The 15,021-nt window shown below is 71.9% G+C and carries 13 protein-coding genes; 7 read left to right on the top strand and 6 right to left on the bottom strand.

Annotated elements, in window-relative coordinates; translation table 11 throughout:
- The first annotated feature begins 235 nt into the window (after positions 1–235).
- From sucC to ABD292_RS39810, 3 genes are all read left to right on the top strand, one after another.
- A complete protein-coding gene (gene sucC, locus ABD292_RS39800; RefSeq protein WP_344216869.1) occupies positions 236–1,417 on the top strand; it encodes an ADP-forming succinate--CoA ligase subunit beta in 1,182 nt (393 codons plus the stop codon).
- A 3-nt stretch (positions 1,418–1,420) separates the two neighbouring features.
- Positions 1,421–2,296, top strand: coding sequence for a succinate--CoA ligase subunit alpha (gene sucD, locus ABD292_RS39805; protein ID WP_344216871.1), 876 nt, complete (start codon positions 1,421–1,423; stop codon positions 2,294–2,296).
- Positions 2,297–2,472: 176 nt separating this feature from the next.
- Entirely contained in the window at positions 2,473–4,110 is a 1,638-nt protein-coding gene (locus tag ABD292_RS39810; RefSeq protein ID WP_344216873.1) for a cell division protein PerM, read from the top strand.
- A gap of 6 nt (positions 4,111–4,116) precedes the next feature.
- Here the strand turns inward: ABD292_RS39810 and ABD292_RS39815 are convergent, their stop codons facing one another.
- Positions 4,117–4,536: a hypothetical protein gene (locus tag ABD292_RS39815; protein WP_344216875.1), complete on the bottom strand. Its 420-nt coding sequence runs from the start codon at positions 4,534–4,536 to the stop codon at positions 4,117–4,119.
- Between the two features lie 74 nt (positions 4,537–4,610).
- Between ABD292_RS39815 and purN the strand changes: the two genes are divergently transcribed.
- The 3 genes from purN (at position 4,611) to ABD292_RS39830 (ending at position 7,095) form a co-directional block, all read left to right on the top strand.
- Complete coding sequence (purN, locus tag ABD292_RS39820; protein WP_344216877.1) at positions 4,611–5,240, top strand: phosphoribosylglycinamide formyltransferase; 630 nt, start codon at positions 4,611–4,613, stop codon at positions 5,238–5,240.
- Positions 5,237–6,775 carry a bifunctional phosphoribosylaminoimidazolecarboxamide formyltransferase/IMP cyclohydrolase gene (gene purH, locus ABD292_RS39825; RefSeq protein ID WP_344216879.1) on the top strand — a complete coding sequence of 513 codons (1,539 nt, stop codon included), beginning with the start codon at positions 5,237–5,239 and terminating at the stop codon, positions 6,773–6,775. The genes purN and purH overlap by 4 nt, the downstream gene beginning before the upstream one ends.
- A 143-nt stretch (positions 6,776–6,918) precedes the next feature.
- A complete protein-coding gene (locus tag ABD292_RS39830) occupies positions 6,919–7,095 on the top strand; it encodes a hypothetical protein (RefSeq protein WP_344216881.1) in 177 nt (58 codons plus the stop codon).
- A 50-nt stretch (positions 7,096–7,145) separates the two neighbouring features.
- Here the strand turns inward: ABD292_RS39830 and ABD292_RS39835 are convergent, their stop codons facing one another.
- Genes ABD292_RS39835 through ABD292_RS39850 form a run of 5 tightly spaced genes read right to left on the bottom strand, consistent with a single transcriptional unit; the run spans position 7,146 to position 13,951 of the window.
- Positions 7,146–7,553, bottom strand: coding sequence for a PIN domain-containing protein (locus ABD292_RS39835; protein ID WP_344216883.1), 408 nt, complete (start codon positions 7,551–7,553; stop codon positions 7,146–7,148).
- Entirely contained in the window at positions 7,462–7,827 is a 366-nt protein-coding gene (locus ABD292_RS49085) for a type II toxin-antitoxin system Phd/YefM family antitoxin (protein ID WP_425565240.1), read from the bottom strand. Before ABD292_RS49085 ends, ABD292_RS39835 begins: the two co-directional genes overlap by 92 nt.
- 45 nt (positions 7,828–7,872) lie before the next feature.
- The gene (locus tag ABD292_RS39840) at positions 7,873–8,781 is read right to left on the bottom strand and encodes an ROK family protein (RefSeq protein ID WP_344216885.1); all 909 of its coding nucleotides are present in this window, start codon (positions 8,779–8,781) and stop codon (positions 7,873–7,875) included.
- Positions 8,781–9,710, bottom strand: a complete 930-nt coding sequence (locus tag ABD292_RS39845) for a DUF7158 domain-containing protein (protein ID WP_344216887.1) — start codon at positions 9,708–9,710, stop codon at positions 8,781–8,783. The genes ABD292_RS39840 and ABD292_RS39845 overlap by 1 nt, the downstream gene beginning before the upstream one ends.
- Positions 9,707–13,951, bottom strand: coding sequence for a glycoside hydrolase family 38 N-terminal domain-containing protein (locus tag ABD292_RS39850; protein WP_344216889.1), 4,245 nt, complete (start codon positions 13,949–13,951; stop codon positions 9,707–9,709). Before ABD292_RS39850 ends, ABD292_RS39845 begins: the two co-directional genes overlap by 4 nt.
- Positions 13,952–14,161: 210 nt before the next feature.
- On the opposite strand from ABD292_RS39850, the gene ABD292_RS39855 reads away from it, so the two are divergent.
- A complete protein-coding gene (locus ABD292_RS39855) occupies positions 14,162–15,007 on the top strand; it encodes a bifunctional methylenetetrahydrofolate dehydrogenase/methenyltetrahydrofolate cyclohydrolase (protein WP_344216891.1) in 846 nt (281 codons plus the stop codon).
- The last annotated feature ends 14 nt before the right edge of the window (positions 15,008–15,021 follow it).

Raw genomic sequence — 15,021 nt, forward strand, 5'->3', positions numbered from 1 at the left:
AATCGAAGATCACGAGCATATCTCGACGCCCGCGTACGGCGGTGCTGATTCGGTGCGCAATTCGTGCAGGCGGTCTCCCTCGGGAAGTGAGATGACCGTCACACAAGGGGAGAACCGCGACCCGGTGACCTGGGCAGGGCGCGCTTCGGGCTAGGCTTCACTGGCGGAAACGCCCGGCACGCACGGGGTTGCCCGGGCCGTCGAACATCAGTCGGATAAGCAAGGACGGACCCTCGTGGACCTGTTCGAACATCAGGCGAAGGAGCTCTTCGCTGACTACGGCATCCCGGTGCCGCGCGGCATCGTCGCCAACACCGTGGAGGAGGTGCGGGCGGCGGCCGAGGAGCTGACCGGCCGCGTCGTTGTCAAGGCCCAGGTCAAGACCGGTGGCCGGGGCAAGGCCGGCGGTGTGAAGGTGGCCGACGACGCCGCCGACGCCGTCGGGAAGGCCACCGCCATCCTCGGCATGGACATCAAGGGCCACACGGTCCACAAGGTGCTCGTGGAGGAGGCCAGCGCGATCGCGGAGGAGTACTACTTCTCCTTCCTGCTCGACCGCGCCAACCGCACCTTCCTCGCGATCTGCTCCGCCGCCGGCGGCATGGACATCGAAGAGGTCGCCCACAACACCCCGGAGAAGGTCGCCAAGGTGCCGGTCTCGGCGCTGGACGGCGTCGACCGGGCCAAGGCCCGCGAGATCGCGCAGGCCGGCGGCCTGCCGGAGCGGGCGCTCGACGGCGCCGCCGAGCTCATCGAGAAGCTCTGGAACTGCTTCGTCGACGAGGACGCCACGCTCGTCGAGGTCAACCCCATGATCCTGTCCGCCGACGGCCAGGTGAAGGCGCTCGACGGCAAGGTCACGCTCGACGACAACGCCGCCTTCCGCCAGTCCGACCACGAGGCCCTGGCCGACAAGGCGGCCGAGGACCCGCTGGAGGCGCGGGCCAAGGAGAAGGACCTCAACTACGTCAAGCTCGACGGCGACGTGGGCATCATCGGCAACGGCGCGGGCCTGGTCATGTCGACCCTCGACGTCGTCGCCTACGCCGGCGAGGCGTTCCCCGGCAAGCCCTCCCCGGCCAACTTCCTCGACATCGGCGGCGGCGCCTCGGCCGAGGTCATGGCGGCCGGCCTGGAGATCATCCTCTCCGACCCCGACGTCAAGTCGATCTTCGTGAACGTCTTCGGCGGCATCACCGCCTGCGACGCCGTCGCCAACGGCATCGTCGCGGCGTTCAAGCTGCTGGAGAGCCGCGGCGAGGCCGTGACCCACCCCCTGGTGGTCCGCCTCGACGGCAACAACGCCCAGCTCGGGCGGCAGATTCTGGCCGACGCCGCGCTCCCGCGGGTCGAGCTGGTGGACACGATGGACGAAGCGGCCAAGCGTGCCGCCGAGCTCGCTGCGGTAGGTGCGTGACTTATGGCCATCTGGTTGACGGAGAACAGCAAGATCATCGTCCAGGGCATGACCGGCGGTGAGGGCACCAAGCACACCCGCCGCATGCTCGCCTCGGGCGCCAAGGTCGTCGGCGGCGTCAACGCCCGCAAGGCCGGCATCACCCACGAGGGTCTGCCGGTGTTCGGCACGGTCAAGGAGGCCATGGAGCAGACCGGCGCCGACGTGTCGGTCGTCTTCGTGCCGCCGGCCCACGCCAAGGCCGCCGTCAAGGAGGCCGTCGACGCCGAGATCCCGCTCTGCGTGGTCATCACCGAGGGCATCCCGGTGCACGACTCCACCGAGTTCTGGGCCTACGCCGTCGCGAAGGGCGGCAAGACCCGCGTCATCGGCCCCAACTGCCCCGGCATCGCCTCCCCCGGCGCCTCCAACGCGGGCATCATCCCGGCCGACATCACCACCGCCGGCCGCATCGGACTGGTCTCCAAGTCCGGCACCCTCACCTACCAGCTCATGTACGAGCTGCGTGACATCGGCTTCTCCACCTGCGTCGGCATCGGCGGCGACCCCGTCATCGGCACCACGCACATCGACGCGCTCCAGGCGTTCCAGGACGACCCTGACACCGACGCCATCGTGATGATCGGTGAGATCGGCGGCGACGCCGAGGAGCGGGCCGCGGCCTACATCGAGCAGCACGTCACCAAGCCCGTCGTCGCCTACGTGGCCGGTTTCACCGCGCCCGAGGGCAAGACCATGGGCCACGCCGGGGCCATCGTGTCCGGCTCGGCCGGCACCGCCCAGGCCAAGAAGGAGGCCCTGGAGAAGGTCGGCGTCCGCGTCGGCAAGACCCCCTCCGAGACGGCCCGCCTCATGCGCGAGGTCATGCAGTCCCGCTGAGTCAGGTGGCCCGCTGAGTCAGGTGGCCCGCTGAGTCAGGTGGCCGCGCTGACCTTCTCGCGCCGGCGGCACGGAGGCCGTGTCGCCGGCGCGGGTCACGGGTGCTTTGAGGTAAATGCCGATCGGCGGCGCGTCAACCAAGCTTTGGTTGGGAAAGATTGAGAAAATCGCCTACTGTGACGGCGATTCTCGACCAGCTGCGGACTGCCCCCCGCTCGGTCCTCGGCAAGCTCCCCGGGGTCTCCGGCGACGACGACGAGACCCGCAGGCCGCTGCCGGTCTCGGGCATGCTGGCCGCCGCCTGCACGCTGGGGGTCGGCCTGGCCGCCCTCACCACGCTCACCCTGGTCGGCTGGATCGCCGCCCCGCGTGGCGCGCTGGGCGCGGGCCTGCCGGGCGTCTTCCGTACGGCCGCGCAGCTCTGGCTGGCCGCACACCACGCGGGTTTCGCCATCCCCGGAGGCCGGGTCGGGCTGCTGCCGCTCGGCCTCACCATCCTGCCCGCCATGCTCCTCTACCGGGCCGGGCGGTGGATGGCCCGTGACGCCGACCTGCGGCTGCGCCTGCCCGCCCGGCTGCCCAAGAACAGCCCCCGCGAGCAGGCCAGGGCCCGCCGCCGCGCGCAGCTCGTGCTGGTGGCCCAGGCCGGGGTGTCGCTCGCGGCTCCCTACGCGCTGCTGGCCGGGCTGATCGCGCTCGTGGCGAGCAACGAGATCACCCAGCCGTTCCTCGGCGAGGTGCTGCTCAGCCACTTCGTGCTGGCGTTCCTCGCGGGGGCGCTGGCCACCGCGCGGATGATCGGGCCGTGGCGGGTCATGCTGCGGCTGCTGCCCGAGCGGGTGCGCGCGATGACCGTCGGCACCGCGGTCGCCACCGCGTTGCTGCTGGTGGCCGGGCTGGCCCTGGTGCTGGTCGCCGTCGTGCTCAACTTCGGCCAGGTCAAGCAGCTCTCCGACGTCCTGTCGCCGGGGTTCGTGGGCGGCGTGCTGCTGGCGTTGCTCCAGCTGCTCTACTTGCCGAACGCGGTCATCTGGGCCTCGTCGTACATCTCGGGACCCGGGTTCGCGATCGGCGCCGACACCCTGGTCGCGCCCACCGGGGTGCAGCTCGGCACGGTGCCGAGCCTGCCGCTGCTGGGCGCGCTGCCGGAGAGCGGGCCGGTGCCCGCGTGGATGATGGCGGTGATCGCGCTGCCGTTCGCGGCGGGGGCGGTGGCCGGGGTGTTCGTGGCCCGGATCTCGCCGTCGCCGTCGTACGAGGCCGCGCCGCTCTGGGGGTTCCTCACCGGCGTCTCCGCGGGCGTCGTCGCGGGCGTGCTGGCGGCGCTGTCCGGCGGCCCGATCGGCGGCGGCCGGCTGGCCACCGTGGGGCCCTCGCCCTGGGAGGTGGCGCTGTCGGTCGCGCTGGAGGTCGGGGTCGCCTCCGGGATCTCTGCGGGCGTGACCAACCTGCTGCTGCTCAGCAAGCGCGCCCGTACCCCGCTGGACAAGGCCGCGGTGCCCGTGCGCAAGGCGGGGGCCGCGATCGCCAAGGCGGCCAGCAAGGTCGGCCTCGCCGAGGCCGATCCGCGTCCGCTGCCCGGTCACTGGATGGACGCCACCGAGGCCGACACCCAGGAGATCCCGGTCATCAGGGACGACTGGCAGGACGAGCACGCCACGGCCGAGGCCGAGACCCTGGCCCAGGCCAGGCCGCGCCTGCCGGAGCCGGGCCCCGAGGGGTCCCGCCCGGTCCGCAAGGACATCGTGGACGAGTTCGACGACCGGGGCGGCCACGTCATCTACGTGGACCCGTACGCCTGGGACCGCGACTGAGCAGGCTCAGGTCTGCATGGCGCCCAGGAGCTCCAGCACATCGGGCGGCAGCTTGCGCTGGGCCGCCTCCCTGAACTGCGCGAAGCACTCGCCCTGCGACGAGACCGTGGTCGCGCCCTTCATGCACTCCTGGTAGGCGGAGTATTCGTTCATGAGGTAGAGCTGCATGCCCGTGGCCAGGGCCGACAGCACCAGCGCTATGGAGGACACGCTGATCCCGCCGACGGCCGCGCCCGTGGGTCTGCCCGCCCCCCTGAGCAGTGGCAGCGCCCGCAGCCCCGCCACGAGCGCGAACAGCGCCATGACCAGACCGGCCAGCGGCAACATGAACGTCATGGCGAGCGCCGCGATCGCCAACCAGATCGCGCGGCGTCCCGCCGACTCGGCGGGCTGCTGGCCTGCCGGTGCCTGCACCGGTGTCGACACCTGACCTCCTCTGCGTCGCCGGACCAGGAACAGATACCCTGGCAGCCCCACCCTGTTTCCTCATTGGAGTGTGCGTGTCAAAGGCTGGGCGGCTCGTCGTCCTCGTCTCCGGCTCTGGAACCAACCTACAGGCCCTTCTGGACGCTTCCGCCGACCCGGCGTACGGTGCTCGCGTGGTAGCGGTCGGTGCCGACAGGGAGGGAATCGAAGGGCTGGCCAGGGCTACCAGGGCACAAGTCCCGACTTTTGTTGAAAAACTAGGCGATCATCCGACGCGTGCGGACTGGGACGCGGCCATCGCGGCCAGGATCGCCGCGTACGAGCCCGACCTGGTCGTGTCGGCGGGCTTCATGAAGATCCTGGGCGCGCCCACGCTCCAGGCTTTTCCCGTGCTCAACACGCATCCGGCGCTGCTGCCGTCGTTCCCCGGGGCCCATGGCGTGCGTGACGCGCTGGCCCACGGGGTCAAGGTCACCGGCTGCACGGTCATGCTGGCCGACGAGGGGATCGACACCGGCCCCATCGTCGCCCAGGAGGCGGTGCCCGTGCTCCCGGACGACGACGAGGCGGTCCTGCACGAGCGCATCAAGACCGTCGAGCGCCGCCTGCTCGTCGAGATCGTCGGCCGCATGGCCCGCGAGGGCTGGACGGTCAGCGGACGCACCGTCCGCATCGGCAACCAATCAGGAGGGGAATCCACGTGACTCGCATCGCCATCCGGCGCGCGCTGATCGCCGTCTACGACAAGTCCGGCCTCGAGGAACTGGCCAGGGCCCTCGACGGCGCCGGAGTGGAGATCGTCTCGACCGGTGGCACGGCCGCCGCGATCGCGTCGTACGGGATCCCGGTGACCAAGGTCGAGCAGCTGACCGGGTTCCCCGAGTGCCTGGACGGGCGGGTCAAGACCCTGCACCCGCGCGTGCACGCCGGGCTGCTGGCCGACATGACCAAGCCCAACCACGTCGCCCAGCTCGAAGAGCTGGAGATCGACCCGTTCCAGCTCGTCGTGGTCAACCTCTACCCGTTCCAGCAGACGGTGGCCTCCGGCGCGGCCGACGAGGAGTGCGTCGAGCAGATCGACATCGGCGGGCCCGCGATGATCCGCGGCGCGGCCAAGAACCACAGCACCTGCGCCGTCGTGGTCGACCCCGGCGCCTACGGCGAGGTGTTCAAGGCGCTGGGCGAGGGCGGCTTCACGCTGACCGAGCGGCGGCGGCTGGCCGGCATCGCGTACGCGCACACGGCCTCCTACGACGTGGCCGTGGCCAACTGGTTCGGGCAGACGTACGGCGGGGAGGAGTTCCCGGTCTTCGCCGGGGTCGCGTACGAGCGCAAGGCCACCCTCCGCTACGGCGAGAACCCGCACCAGAGCGCCGCGCTCTACTCCGGCGGCACGGGCGGCCTCGCGGGCGCCGAGCAGCTGCACGGCAAGGAGATGTCCTACAACAACTACCTCGACTCCGACGCCGCCTGGCGGGCGGCCTGGGACTTCTCCGACCCGTGCGTGGCCATCATCAAGCACCAGAACCCGTGCGGCATCGCCGTCGGGGCCGACGTCGCCGAGGCGCACCGCAAGGCGCACGCCTGCGACCCGGTGTCGGCGTACGGCGGCGTGATCGCCGTCAACCGGCCGGTCACCGTCGAGCTGGCCCGCCAGATCGCCGAGGTGTTCACCGAGGTCGTCATCGCGCCCGCGTACGACGCCGAGGCCCTCGACGTGCTGCGCGAGAAGAAGAACCTGCGCCTGCTGGCCTGCCCGGAGGGCCCGTCCGCGCCGACCGAGTTCCGCCGCGTGGATGGCGGTCTGCTCGTGCAGACGGTGGACCGGGTGGACGCGCCCGGCGACGCGGCCGACCGGTGGGAGCTCAAGGCGGGCGCGCCGGCCTCGCCCGAGGTGCTGGCCGACCTGGAGTTCGCCTGGCGGGCCTGCCGCTCGGTGAAGTCCAACGCCATCCTGCTGGCCGACGACGGGGCCACCGTGGGCGTGGGCATGGGCCAGGTCAACCGCGTCGACTCCTGCCGTCTCGCCGTCACCCGGGCGGGCGAGCGCGCGAGCGGCTCGGTGGCCGCCTCCGACGCCTTCTTCCCGTTCCCCGACGGGCTGGAGGTGCTGGCCGAGGCCGGGGTGAAGGCGATCGTCGAGCCCGGCGGCTCCATCCGCGACGACCAGGTCATCGAGGCCGCCGAGAAGGCCGGCATCACCCTCTACTTCACCGGCGCCCGGCACTTCTTCCACTGATCGTCCCCGAAAGGGCGACATGATCCAATAAAGGGCGGCATGAGGAGATCATGCCGCCCTTTGGCAATTTCCGGGGCAAGCATTGGTCATGACCGGTTAGCCTAAAACCCGCTCATCTACCCATCGAGTCTCCGGAGTAACCCTTGCTCGACACGATGCTGCAGGCCTTCGTCACTCTGAACGGCGTGGCGACCAGCCCCTTCGTCCTGCTGATCGTCGCCTTCGCCGGCGCCTATCTCGGCATGCGTGTCGTGGAGATCGTGCCCTTCACCCGCCGCATCATCGAACGCCGCGAGGCCCGCTTCGCCAACCGCGACTGACCCGCTCGCGATTTCGACGGTCGCCTCGCTACCGGGGTCGGCGCCGACGTTCAGCGTGGAACAACCTGAGCGCTCACGCTGGGAAGATCGTCGAAGGCCGCGGAAGAGTCCATCGTGATCACTGTTCTGGCAGTGGCCGCCGCCGTTGCCGCTGTCAGCAGGTCGTACGCGCCGCGAGACTTCCCCGCTCGACGGACATGCGCCATGAGACGAGCGTGGATCCTGGCGACCTCCATGGTGTATTCCTCGACGGGGATCAGCGCGAGGACCTGGTCCACGAAAGCCTGTCGACGGGGTCGGCGGATCTCATCGGCCGACTCCACGCCGACGAGCAACCCGGCCACAGTGATGGTTGCGATCGCCGCCTCATCGGCACCGCTGATAACCGTGTCCGCGGACGCCTTGCCTCGCCCGGCCGCGATGAGGACACCGGTGTCGAGGACCAGACGCCGGGCCATGTGTCCCTCGTCTCGTTGCCGGTCGCTTCGCGGGCCGATGCGACGTCGGCCTCGAAGTCGGCATCCAGCGTTCCACGCTTCCAGCAAGGAACGCCTTGACCATGCGCCCCGGTGCGGTGGGCGCAGGGCCGATCACGGCGATCTGCTTGCCGCCACGTGCCACCACAATCGTTTCCCCGCGCTCGGCCTCATCGAGCACGGTCGCGAAGCTTCGGGAGGCTTCGGTGGCGGTTATCACCTTCATGAAATCAGATTGTCTGATCCCCTTGTTCATCGCTGGATGTTCCACTCCGCGGCGGCGTCTGTAGGCGTTCGTCGTTCAGGCGAAGGACTGCCAGGCCAGGTTCGCGGCGCCGGCCAGTGAGGCGCGGACGCCGAGCGTGCTCTGCCTGACCTGCACCGCCCGGACGAAGGCGAGCCCCGCCACGTCGTCGAGCGCCCGCTCCAACGGCTCGAACAGCACCTTCCCCGCCGCCGACACGCCCCCTCCGACGACCACGGTGCTGACCTCGACCGCCGCCGCCGTGGACGCGATCATCCCGGCCAGCGCCCGGGCCCCGCGCTCGAACGCGGCCACCGCCACAGGCTCCCCGGCGATCGCGGCCTCGGCGAGCAGCCGCCCGTCCGCCTTCGCCGGGTCGTCCCCGGGGATCCAGCCGTTGGCCAGGGCCCAGCGGACGAGGTTGGGGCCGCTGGCATAGTGCTCGACGCAGCCGCGCCCGCCGCACGTGCAGCGCTCGCCCCACGGATCGATGCTCATATGGCCGACATGTCCGGCGTTCCCGGTGGGACCGAGGAGCGGAGCGCCGTCGATCACCAGGCCGCCGCCGATCCCCGTCGACACGACGATCCCGAGCAGCGAGCCGCTGCCCCGGCCCGCGCCGAGCCAGTGCTCGCCGAGCGCGAAACACTGCGCGTCGCCCGCCAGCACCGTGGGCAGGCCCGTACCCTTCCGTACCTCGTCGCGCAGCGGGAACCCGCGCCAGCTCGGCATGTTGACCGGGCTCACGGCGCCGGTGGCGAGGTCCAGCGGCCCGGCGCACCCGATCCCGACGGCGACCGCCGGCGGCCCGTCGCCGGTCACCTCCTCGATCAGCGCCGTCAATGCGGCCATGACGTCCGTACGCGGCGTGGGCCGGGTGCCGGAACGCAACGCGGACCCTTCCTCGTCCACCAGCGCGGCGGCGAGCTTGGTCCCTCCGATGTCGATCGCGAGTACGTAGGGCATCAGTGTTTGTGGTGGTTGTCGGGCTGGCGAGGGTCGCCAGGGTGTTCCAGTCCGGGCACCAGCGCGACCTTCTCGGCACGCGTCCGGTCGAGCCACCGGGCGAAGGTTCTCCGACGGGCGGCCTGCAGAAGATCGGAGTAAGCGGCCTCTGGTGAACGTGGTCGCTGCTGTGGCTGTGGCTGTGGCAATTCTGGCATCGGCGGGATCGCTTCTCCTTCATCCGGCGGTCGTGTCGGAGACGGTGGTGGTGCTGCTGGGGGGCCCGGCGTGACGAGGGCTACGTGCCAGCCCAACCCGTCCTGGACCGGGCCGACCAGAGCGCCGTACGGGTGGCGGGCGATGGCCTCGGCGAGGGCGGCCGGCAGCGAGGCCAAGTCCACCTGACCGAGTGACTCCAGGTCGTCCGCGGTGGCGCGCTCTGCGGTGGCGCGGTCCGAGAACAGGCGATGGCATACGTGGTGGGCGCCGGCGCTCGGTCGGGACGGCCGGGGCCGCCACTCGGCGGGCACCGCGGTGGCCGTGGTGACGTGCTCGAACACGGCCCGCACCCAAGGACTGCCGTTGTAGGCGGCCGCGTTGATCGAGCCCAGTTCGACGGCCGCCAGACGGTCCAGCGGCGGGCCTTCGAGGGGAGCCAGCCCTTCGGCTCTGGCGATGGTCTCGCACAGGACCTCGGTCAGGACGACCTGGGTCAACCACCTGGTCAGTTGGCGGGCCTCGGCGGTGCCCGGCGAGGGAAGGGCGGCCTTGAGCGGGCCGTGCCGGAGGTCGGCGATGCGGCGGTCGAGGAGCTCACGCGGGATTGGACGACCCTCGACCCAGCCCATCACCTGACCGACACCGGGCGCGGTGGCCGCTCCCGTGGCGGGAGGACGGGGAACACCGGCCGTGGGGGTGGCGAGCGGCTGGGCGTGAGGGTGGGAGGTCATCGGGTCACCTCCAGGCGGATGGCCGGGGTGTACTGGCAGCGGCCGTACCACATGACCTTGGCGAGGGCCCAGGCGTGGCCGGTCGGCGCGTCCACGGGGACCCGGACAGGGAACGACACCTCGGCCGTCTCGCCGGCCCCCACGGCGAACCCCTGGATGACCTCCGGGAGCAGGGACCAGGTGCCCCAGGGGGAGGCGAGCTGCGCCTCGCCGCGAATCTCGTCGGCGGTGGAGTTGCGCAACCGGAGCGTGAGGGCGGCGCGGTCGCCGGGGCGCAGACTGAGGGCGTCGGCGGCGGGGGTGACGGACAGGCCGGTGGGCCGGGCGTCGTCGGCGGTGGTGCCCCCGAGAGCGTCGCCCGTGGACGGCGGCGGGCCGGGGACGGGCAGCTCGGGGAGGTCGTCGCCGACGGCGACGGTGGTGACGTCCTCGATGAGCTGGCCGCCCACGGTGGTGCGGGCGGAGACGAAGTGCAGGCCCGTGGCGGGGGAGGGAGGCGGGGTCACGGTCACCGGGAACCGAAGGTGGCCGCCGGGAGGAAGGCGGAAGGGACGCCGGGACGGGGTGACGGCCCAGCCGCCGGGGACGCGGAGGTCCACCACGCCCTCGTGGCTGTCGGCGGTGAGCTGGGAGGACAGGACCACCTCCACCTCGAACGGCTCACTCGTGGCGGGGACGAGACCCGGCGTGACGGACACGGCGATCGGCAGGTAGCCGAGCGGGGCCGGACCCTTGTTGTGCAGCCAGTAACGGCTGTAGACGGGCTGGGCGCGTTCGGCCGTGGCGCCGAGGTCAGGCGCTGCGGGGGGTGGGGGTGGAGCGGGGGTCAGGTAGGTGGCGACCTCGAAGCCGGTCAGGGTGAGGTCGCGTACGGGACTTCCGGCGTCTTCGCGAGCTTCGGGACGTTCGAGCAGGTCGGCGGGGGTGAGGGTGTCGAGGGGGAGGACCGGGGAGCTGAGCTTGACCTGGCTCCCGAGGCCGGTGGACTCGATCAGACGGAGAGTGACACTGCCCCCAGAAGGGGAGGCAGGGCCCGAGCCGGAGGTGCTGGTGGGGGCGGTGGTTGAGGGGAGGGGTGGGTCGGGGAGGTGGCCGTGGGCGTGGGGGTTGCCGGTGGACTTCAGGGTGCTCAGCAGGACGTCGCGCGGCGGCGTGACGGCCAGCAGGGAGTGGGCCGGGGGGAGTGGGCCGTCCTGGGGGCCCAGGACGCGGGGGAGCAGCGGGGTGATGTGCTCCTGCCCCCGTGCGGGCAGGTGCAGGGCGCGCCAGTCGCCCTCGCCCGCCACCAGCGAGTACGCGAACTCATGCGTCCAATGCTGAAGCTGGAACCCGGAGCCGTCCGGCGAGGTACGGCGCGGCGGATCGAGCCAGATGCCCGACGGCCACCCCGTGCACGACCGCAGCAACGACAGGTGCAGCGCCCCCGAAGGATCGACGGCGAAGCCGGGCAGGCCGTAGGTGAGGAGCGCGACCGTGCGTGCGTCGAGGCGTTCGCGGCCCAGCGGGCACAGGGCCTCGATCGTGGCGTCGGCGAGATCGGCCACCAGGTCCTCGACCGGACCGGCGACGATCAGGGCGGGCAGGGCACGCAGGTCGCGCAGGTCGGCGCTGGGCTGCCAGACCTCGGCGAGCGGCCGTTCGGCCGGGACCCAGACCCGGGGCGCGCCGGACTTGAGCGCGTCGAGATAGGCAGGGTCGGCGCGGTCCAGCAGCTCGGCGGCCACCGGATTGGTGTCGGGGCCGCCGAGGACGATGCGTACGTCCGGCAGGTTGGAGTCGACGTCGAGCCAGCCGTAGCGGGTGCCGGGCGCGGTGGACGTGGTCGCCGTCACGCCCGCCCGCGCCAGGGCCACCACCAGGTCGCGGGCCGCCGGGGCGTCGGCGGCGTCGGGCACCACGACCTCGGCCACTCCCAGCGCCCGCGCCCCCGCCTCGCCGAGATCGACCTTCGCCGTGGCGGACAGGCCGAACCAGGTGTTGGCCGGGTTGTCGAGCGTCCACGGGTGCTCGGCCGTGTCGACGTCGGGCAGCGCGAACCCACGGCCCACCACCGCGCCCGCCACGTCGGACACCGGCAGCGCACCTTCGACGAAGGCCGGGAAACGCACCCGCAGCAGGCGGTCGGCGCCCGTGTGGTCGAGTACGCGGGTGGTGAAGTCGATGCGGTCGGAGCCGGTCAGCAGGGTGACGACCTGCTCGTAGGAGATCTCGCCGACCTGGCCGGTGACGGTGAGGCGGCTGCCGACCGGGCTCTGCTCGGCGCGTACGCCCCGCGCGGCGGCCTCACCAGACCCGGTGACCGCGCCCGTGGGGATGAGATGCCACGGACCTTCCCCCATATCCGGATGAGTCGGATATTCGCGGTAGAGGCGCAGCTCGTTCCCGAGCCCGGTGAGCAGCTCGCGCCCGGTGGACAGGTCGACGACCGAGGCCAGCGCGCCGCCCCTGGCCGGGTCGGCGCTCACCCGCCAGCGCTCGTTCGCGATGGTGGCGCCGTCGAGCGGACGCCAGGCCGGCGGCGAGCCCTCGACCACCTGGTACGTCCGCCAGCCCAGCGACGGCACGTCCCGCGCCAGGAAGGTCAGCGTGCCGTCCTCGGCGACCGCCGGCACCTCCTCCGGGGACGGGCCGGCCACGGTGTGCCCCGGCGGCAGCGGCACGCGGACCAGGCCGTCGCGGGCGAACGACAGCGTGTTGGTCACCACCACTCCCGGCCCGGTCAGCCCGATCTGCCCGGTGAGCGCGTCGAGCGCGTTGTCCCTGGCGGCGCTCGCCAGGTCATAGGCCTCCCGCCACCCCGTCAGCAGGTCGATGTAGACCTGGTCGGACTCCGACCCGGTGATCGCGTCGTGGTGCGCGCCGTAGGAGAGCTGCCGCCACACCTTGTCGAGCGCGGTGTGCGGGTAGCGGCCGAGACCGAGCGCCGCCGCGAACGCCGACAGCCGCTCGGCGTCCAGCGCGGCCACCTCGGCGGCGCGCTGGGCCTGCTTGGTGTCGATGTAGGAGACGTCCTTGCCGGTGTAGACCGGGTTCATGTCCCGGGTCTGGGGGCTGTGTCGCGGCAGCTCGGCGCGTACGGCGTCCAGGAAGTCGCGCGGCGTGGCGCAGACGAACCGGGGCCACACGTAGCGGGCCGCCCAGGCGCGATGGATGTCGGTGACCCACTTGTTGGGCGGGGTGTAGTCGGTGCCGACCGGCAGCAGGACGTGCCTGGTCGCGGCCACCGGCTTGAGCGAGCGATAGAGGTCGTAGACCGCCTGGCAGGCGTCCTCCAGGGTGGGCGCGGAGTCCATCCACCAGCCCGCCGAGTAGTGGGCGGGCATGTAGTGGGTGAGCACGCCCCGCCCGGACGGCGAGATCCACTCGAACTCGCTCGGGAACTGCATGAGGGCCGCGTCCTTCTTGGCCTCGCGGAAGTTCTTGCTGATCGGGCCCCACTGGTGGAACGGTCCGCGCGCCCACGCGCTCCCGGTGAGCCCGGCCGCCGCGAGGTAGCCGGGGAACTGCGGATCGTGCCCGAACACGTCGAGCTGCCAGGCCGTACGCGGGTCGCCGCCGAGGATGTCGCGCTGGTAGCCGATGCCGTGGACGAGGTTGCGGATCGTGGTCTCGGCGCCGGTGAGGTTGGTGTTGGGCTCGTTGTAGGTGCCGCCCACCAGCTCGGCCCGGCCCTCGGCCATGAGGGCGCGCAGGTCGGCGCGGCGTTCGGGGCAGGTGTCGAAGAACGGCTTGAGATAGTCGACCTCGGCCAGCACGAAACGGTAGTCGGGGTCGCGCAGCGCCAGCTCGATGTGCGCCTCGACCAGCGCGAACGCGTTGCGCTCCCACAACGGCCTGGTGGTGGCGTCGGCCGAGAGCAGCTCCCACGGGCTGGTGTAGGCGGCCTGGGTGTTCCACCACACGGGGTCGTAGTGGAAGTGGGAGATCAGGTGCATGGTCCAGCCGGGCGCCTCGGCCGTGACCGTGACCTCCAGGGACTCCTCGCCGTCGAGGGTCAGCAGGCAGGGCACCGCCGTGCCGGGCGGCACGGCGACCTCCAGCGGCACCTCCAGGACGCCGGCCGCGTCGGCGGGGACGGTGATCGCTCCGCCCGCCAGGCGTACGCCGTCGCCGCGCAGCTCCAGGACGGCCTCGCGGTCGGCCCGGGAGGCGAGGGTGAGGCGCAGGACCTGGTGCGGGGCGGCCTCGGTGCCGACGAACAGGTCGGTCGGCTCGGCGGAGAGCAGGCGGCGGGAAGGCAAGGGGGACCTCCGGGGTGAAGCGCGGACCTCCGGGTGGAAGGTGGAAGAGCATGCCGGCGCCCGTAACACTAAGCCCTCGTGGTGGCCATGACAACGATGTCATACGCCGCCTGTGGACAACGCCGACCCCGCTCCCGCACCCTGTGGACAACGCCCGGCAAGGGGGAGCGGGTGTGCGGTGGACGGGGCCCGGCATGGAAGGATTGCGGCATGAGCGCAGTGAAACTCGACGGCAAGGCCACGGCCGCAAAGATCAAGGCAGACCTCACGACCCGGGTGGCCGCGCTCAAGGAGCGCGGCATCACGCCGGGCCTCGGCACCGTCCTCGTCGGCGACGACCCCGGCAGCCAGATCTACGTGGCGGGCAAGCACCGCGACTGCGCCGAGGTCGGCATCGCCTCCATCCGCGTCGACCTGCCGGCCACCGCCACCCAGGCCGAGGTGGAGTCGGCCATCGACGAGCTCAACGCCTCCCCCGAGTGCACCGGCTACATCGTCCAGCTCCCGCTGCCCAAGCACCTCGACACGATGGCCCTGCTGGAGCGGATGGACCCGGCCAAGGACGCCGACGGCCTCCACCCGGTCAACCTCGGCCGTCTCGTCCACATGGTCGACGCCCCGCTCCCGTGCACCCCGCACGGCATCGTGCTGCTCCTGCAGGAGTACGACGTGCCGATCAAGGGCGCCGAGGTCGTCGTCGTGGGCCGCGGCATCACCGTGGGCCGCTCGCTCGGCCTCCTGCTGACCCGCCGCAGCGAGAACGCCACCGTCACCCTCTGCCACACCGGCACGCAGGACCTCGCCGCGCACACCCGGATGGCCGACATCGTCGTGGCGGCGGCCGGGGTGCCCGAGCTCATCAAGGCCGACATGATCAAGCCGGGCGCGGCCGTGCTCGACGTCGGCGTCTCCCGCGTCGAGGGCAAGATCGCCGGTGACGTGTCGCCCGAGGTCGAGGAGGTCGCGGGCTTCCTCACGCCCAACCCGGGCGGCGTCGGCCCGATGACCAGGGCGCTGCTGCTGTCCAACGTCGTCGAGGCCGCCGAACGCCTCTGACGCCCCAGGACGGT

It is taken from the genome of Nonomuraea bangladeshensis, assembly GCF_039529455.1.
Lineage (GTDB): Bacteria > Actinomycetota > Actinomycetes > Streptosporangiales > Streptosporangiaceae > Nonomuraea > Nonomuraea bangladeshensis.

What these genes read in the sequence shown, in the direction of transcription:
- ABD292_RS39845 (WP_344216887.1), bottom strand. Translation starts at nt 9,710, where the DNA reads ATGACCTCCCACCCTCACGCCCAGCCGCTCGCCACCCCCACGGCCGGT.
- ABD292_RS39855 (WP_344216891.1), top strand. Translation starts at nt 14,162, where the DNA reads ATGAGCGCAGTGAAACTCGACGGCAAGGCCACGGCCGCAAAGATCAAG.
- ABD292_RS39835 (WP_344216883.1), bottom strand. Translation starts at nt 7,553, where the DNA reads ATGGCCCGGCGTCTGGTCCTCGACACCGGTGTCCTCATCGCGGCCGGG.
- ABD292_RS49085 (WP_425565240.1), bottom strand. Translation starts at nt 7,827, where the DNA reads ATGAACAAGGGGATCAGACAATCTGATTTCATGAAGGTGATAACCGCC.
- ABD292_RS39840 (WP_344216885.1), bottom strand. Translation starts at nt 8,781, where the DNA reads ATGCCCTACGTACTCGCGATCGACATCGGAGGGACCAAGCTCGCCGCC.
- sucD (WP_344216871.1), top strand. Translation starts at nt 1,421, where the DNA reads ATGGCCATCTGGTTGACGGAGAACAGCAAGATCATCGTCCAGGGCATG.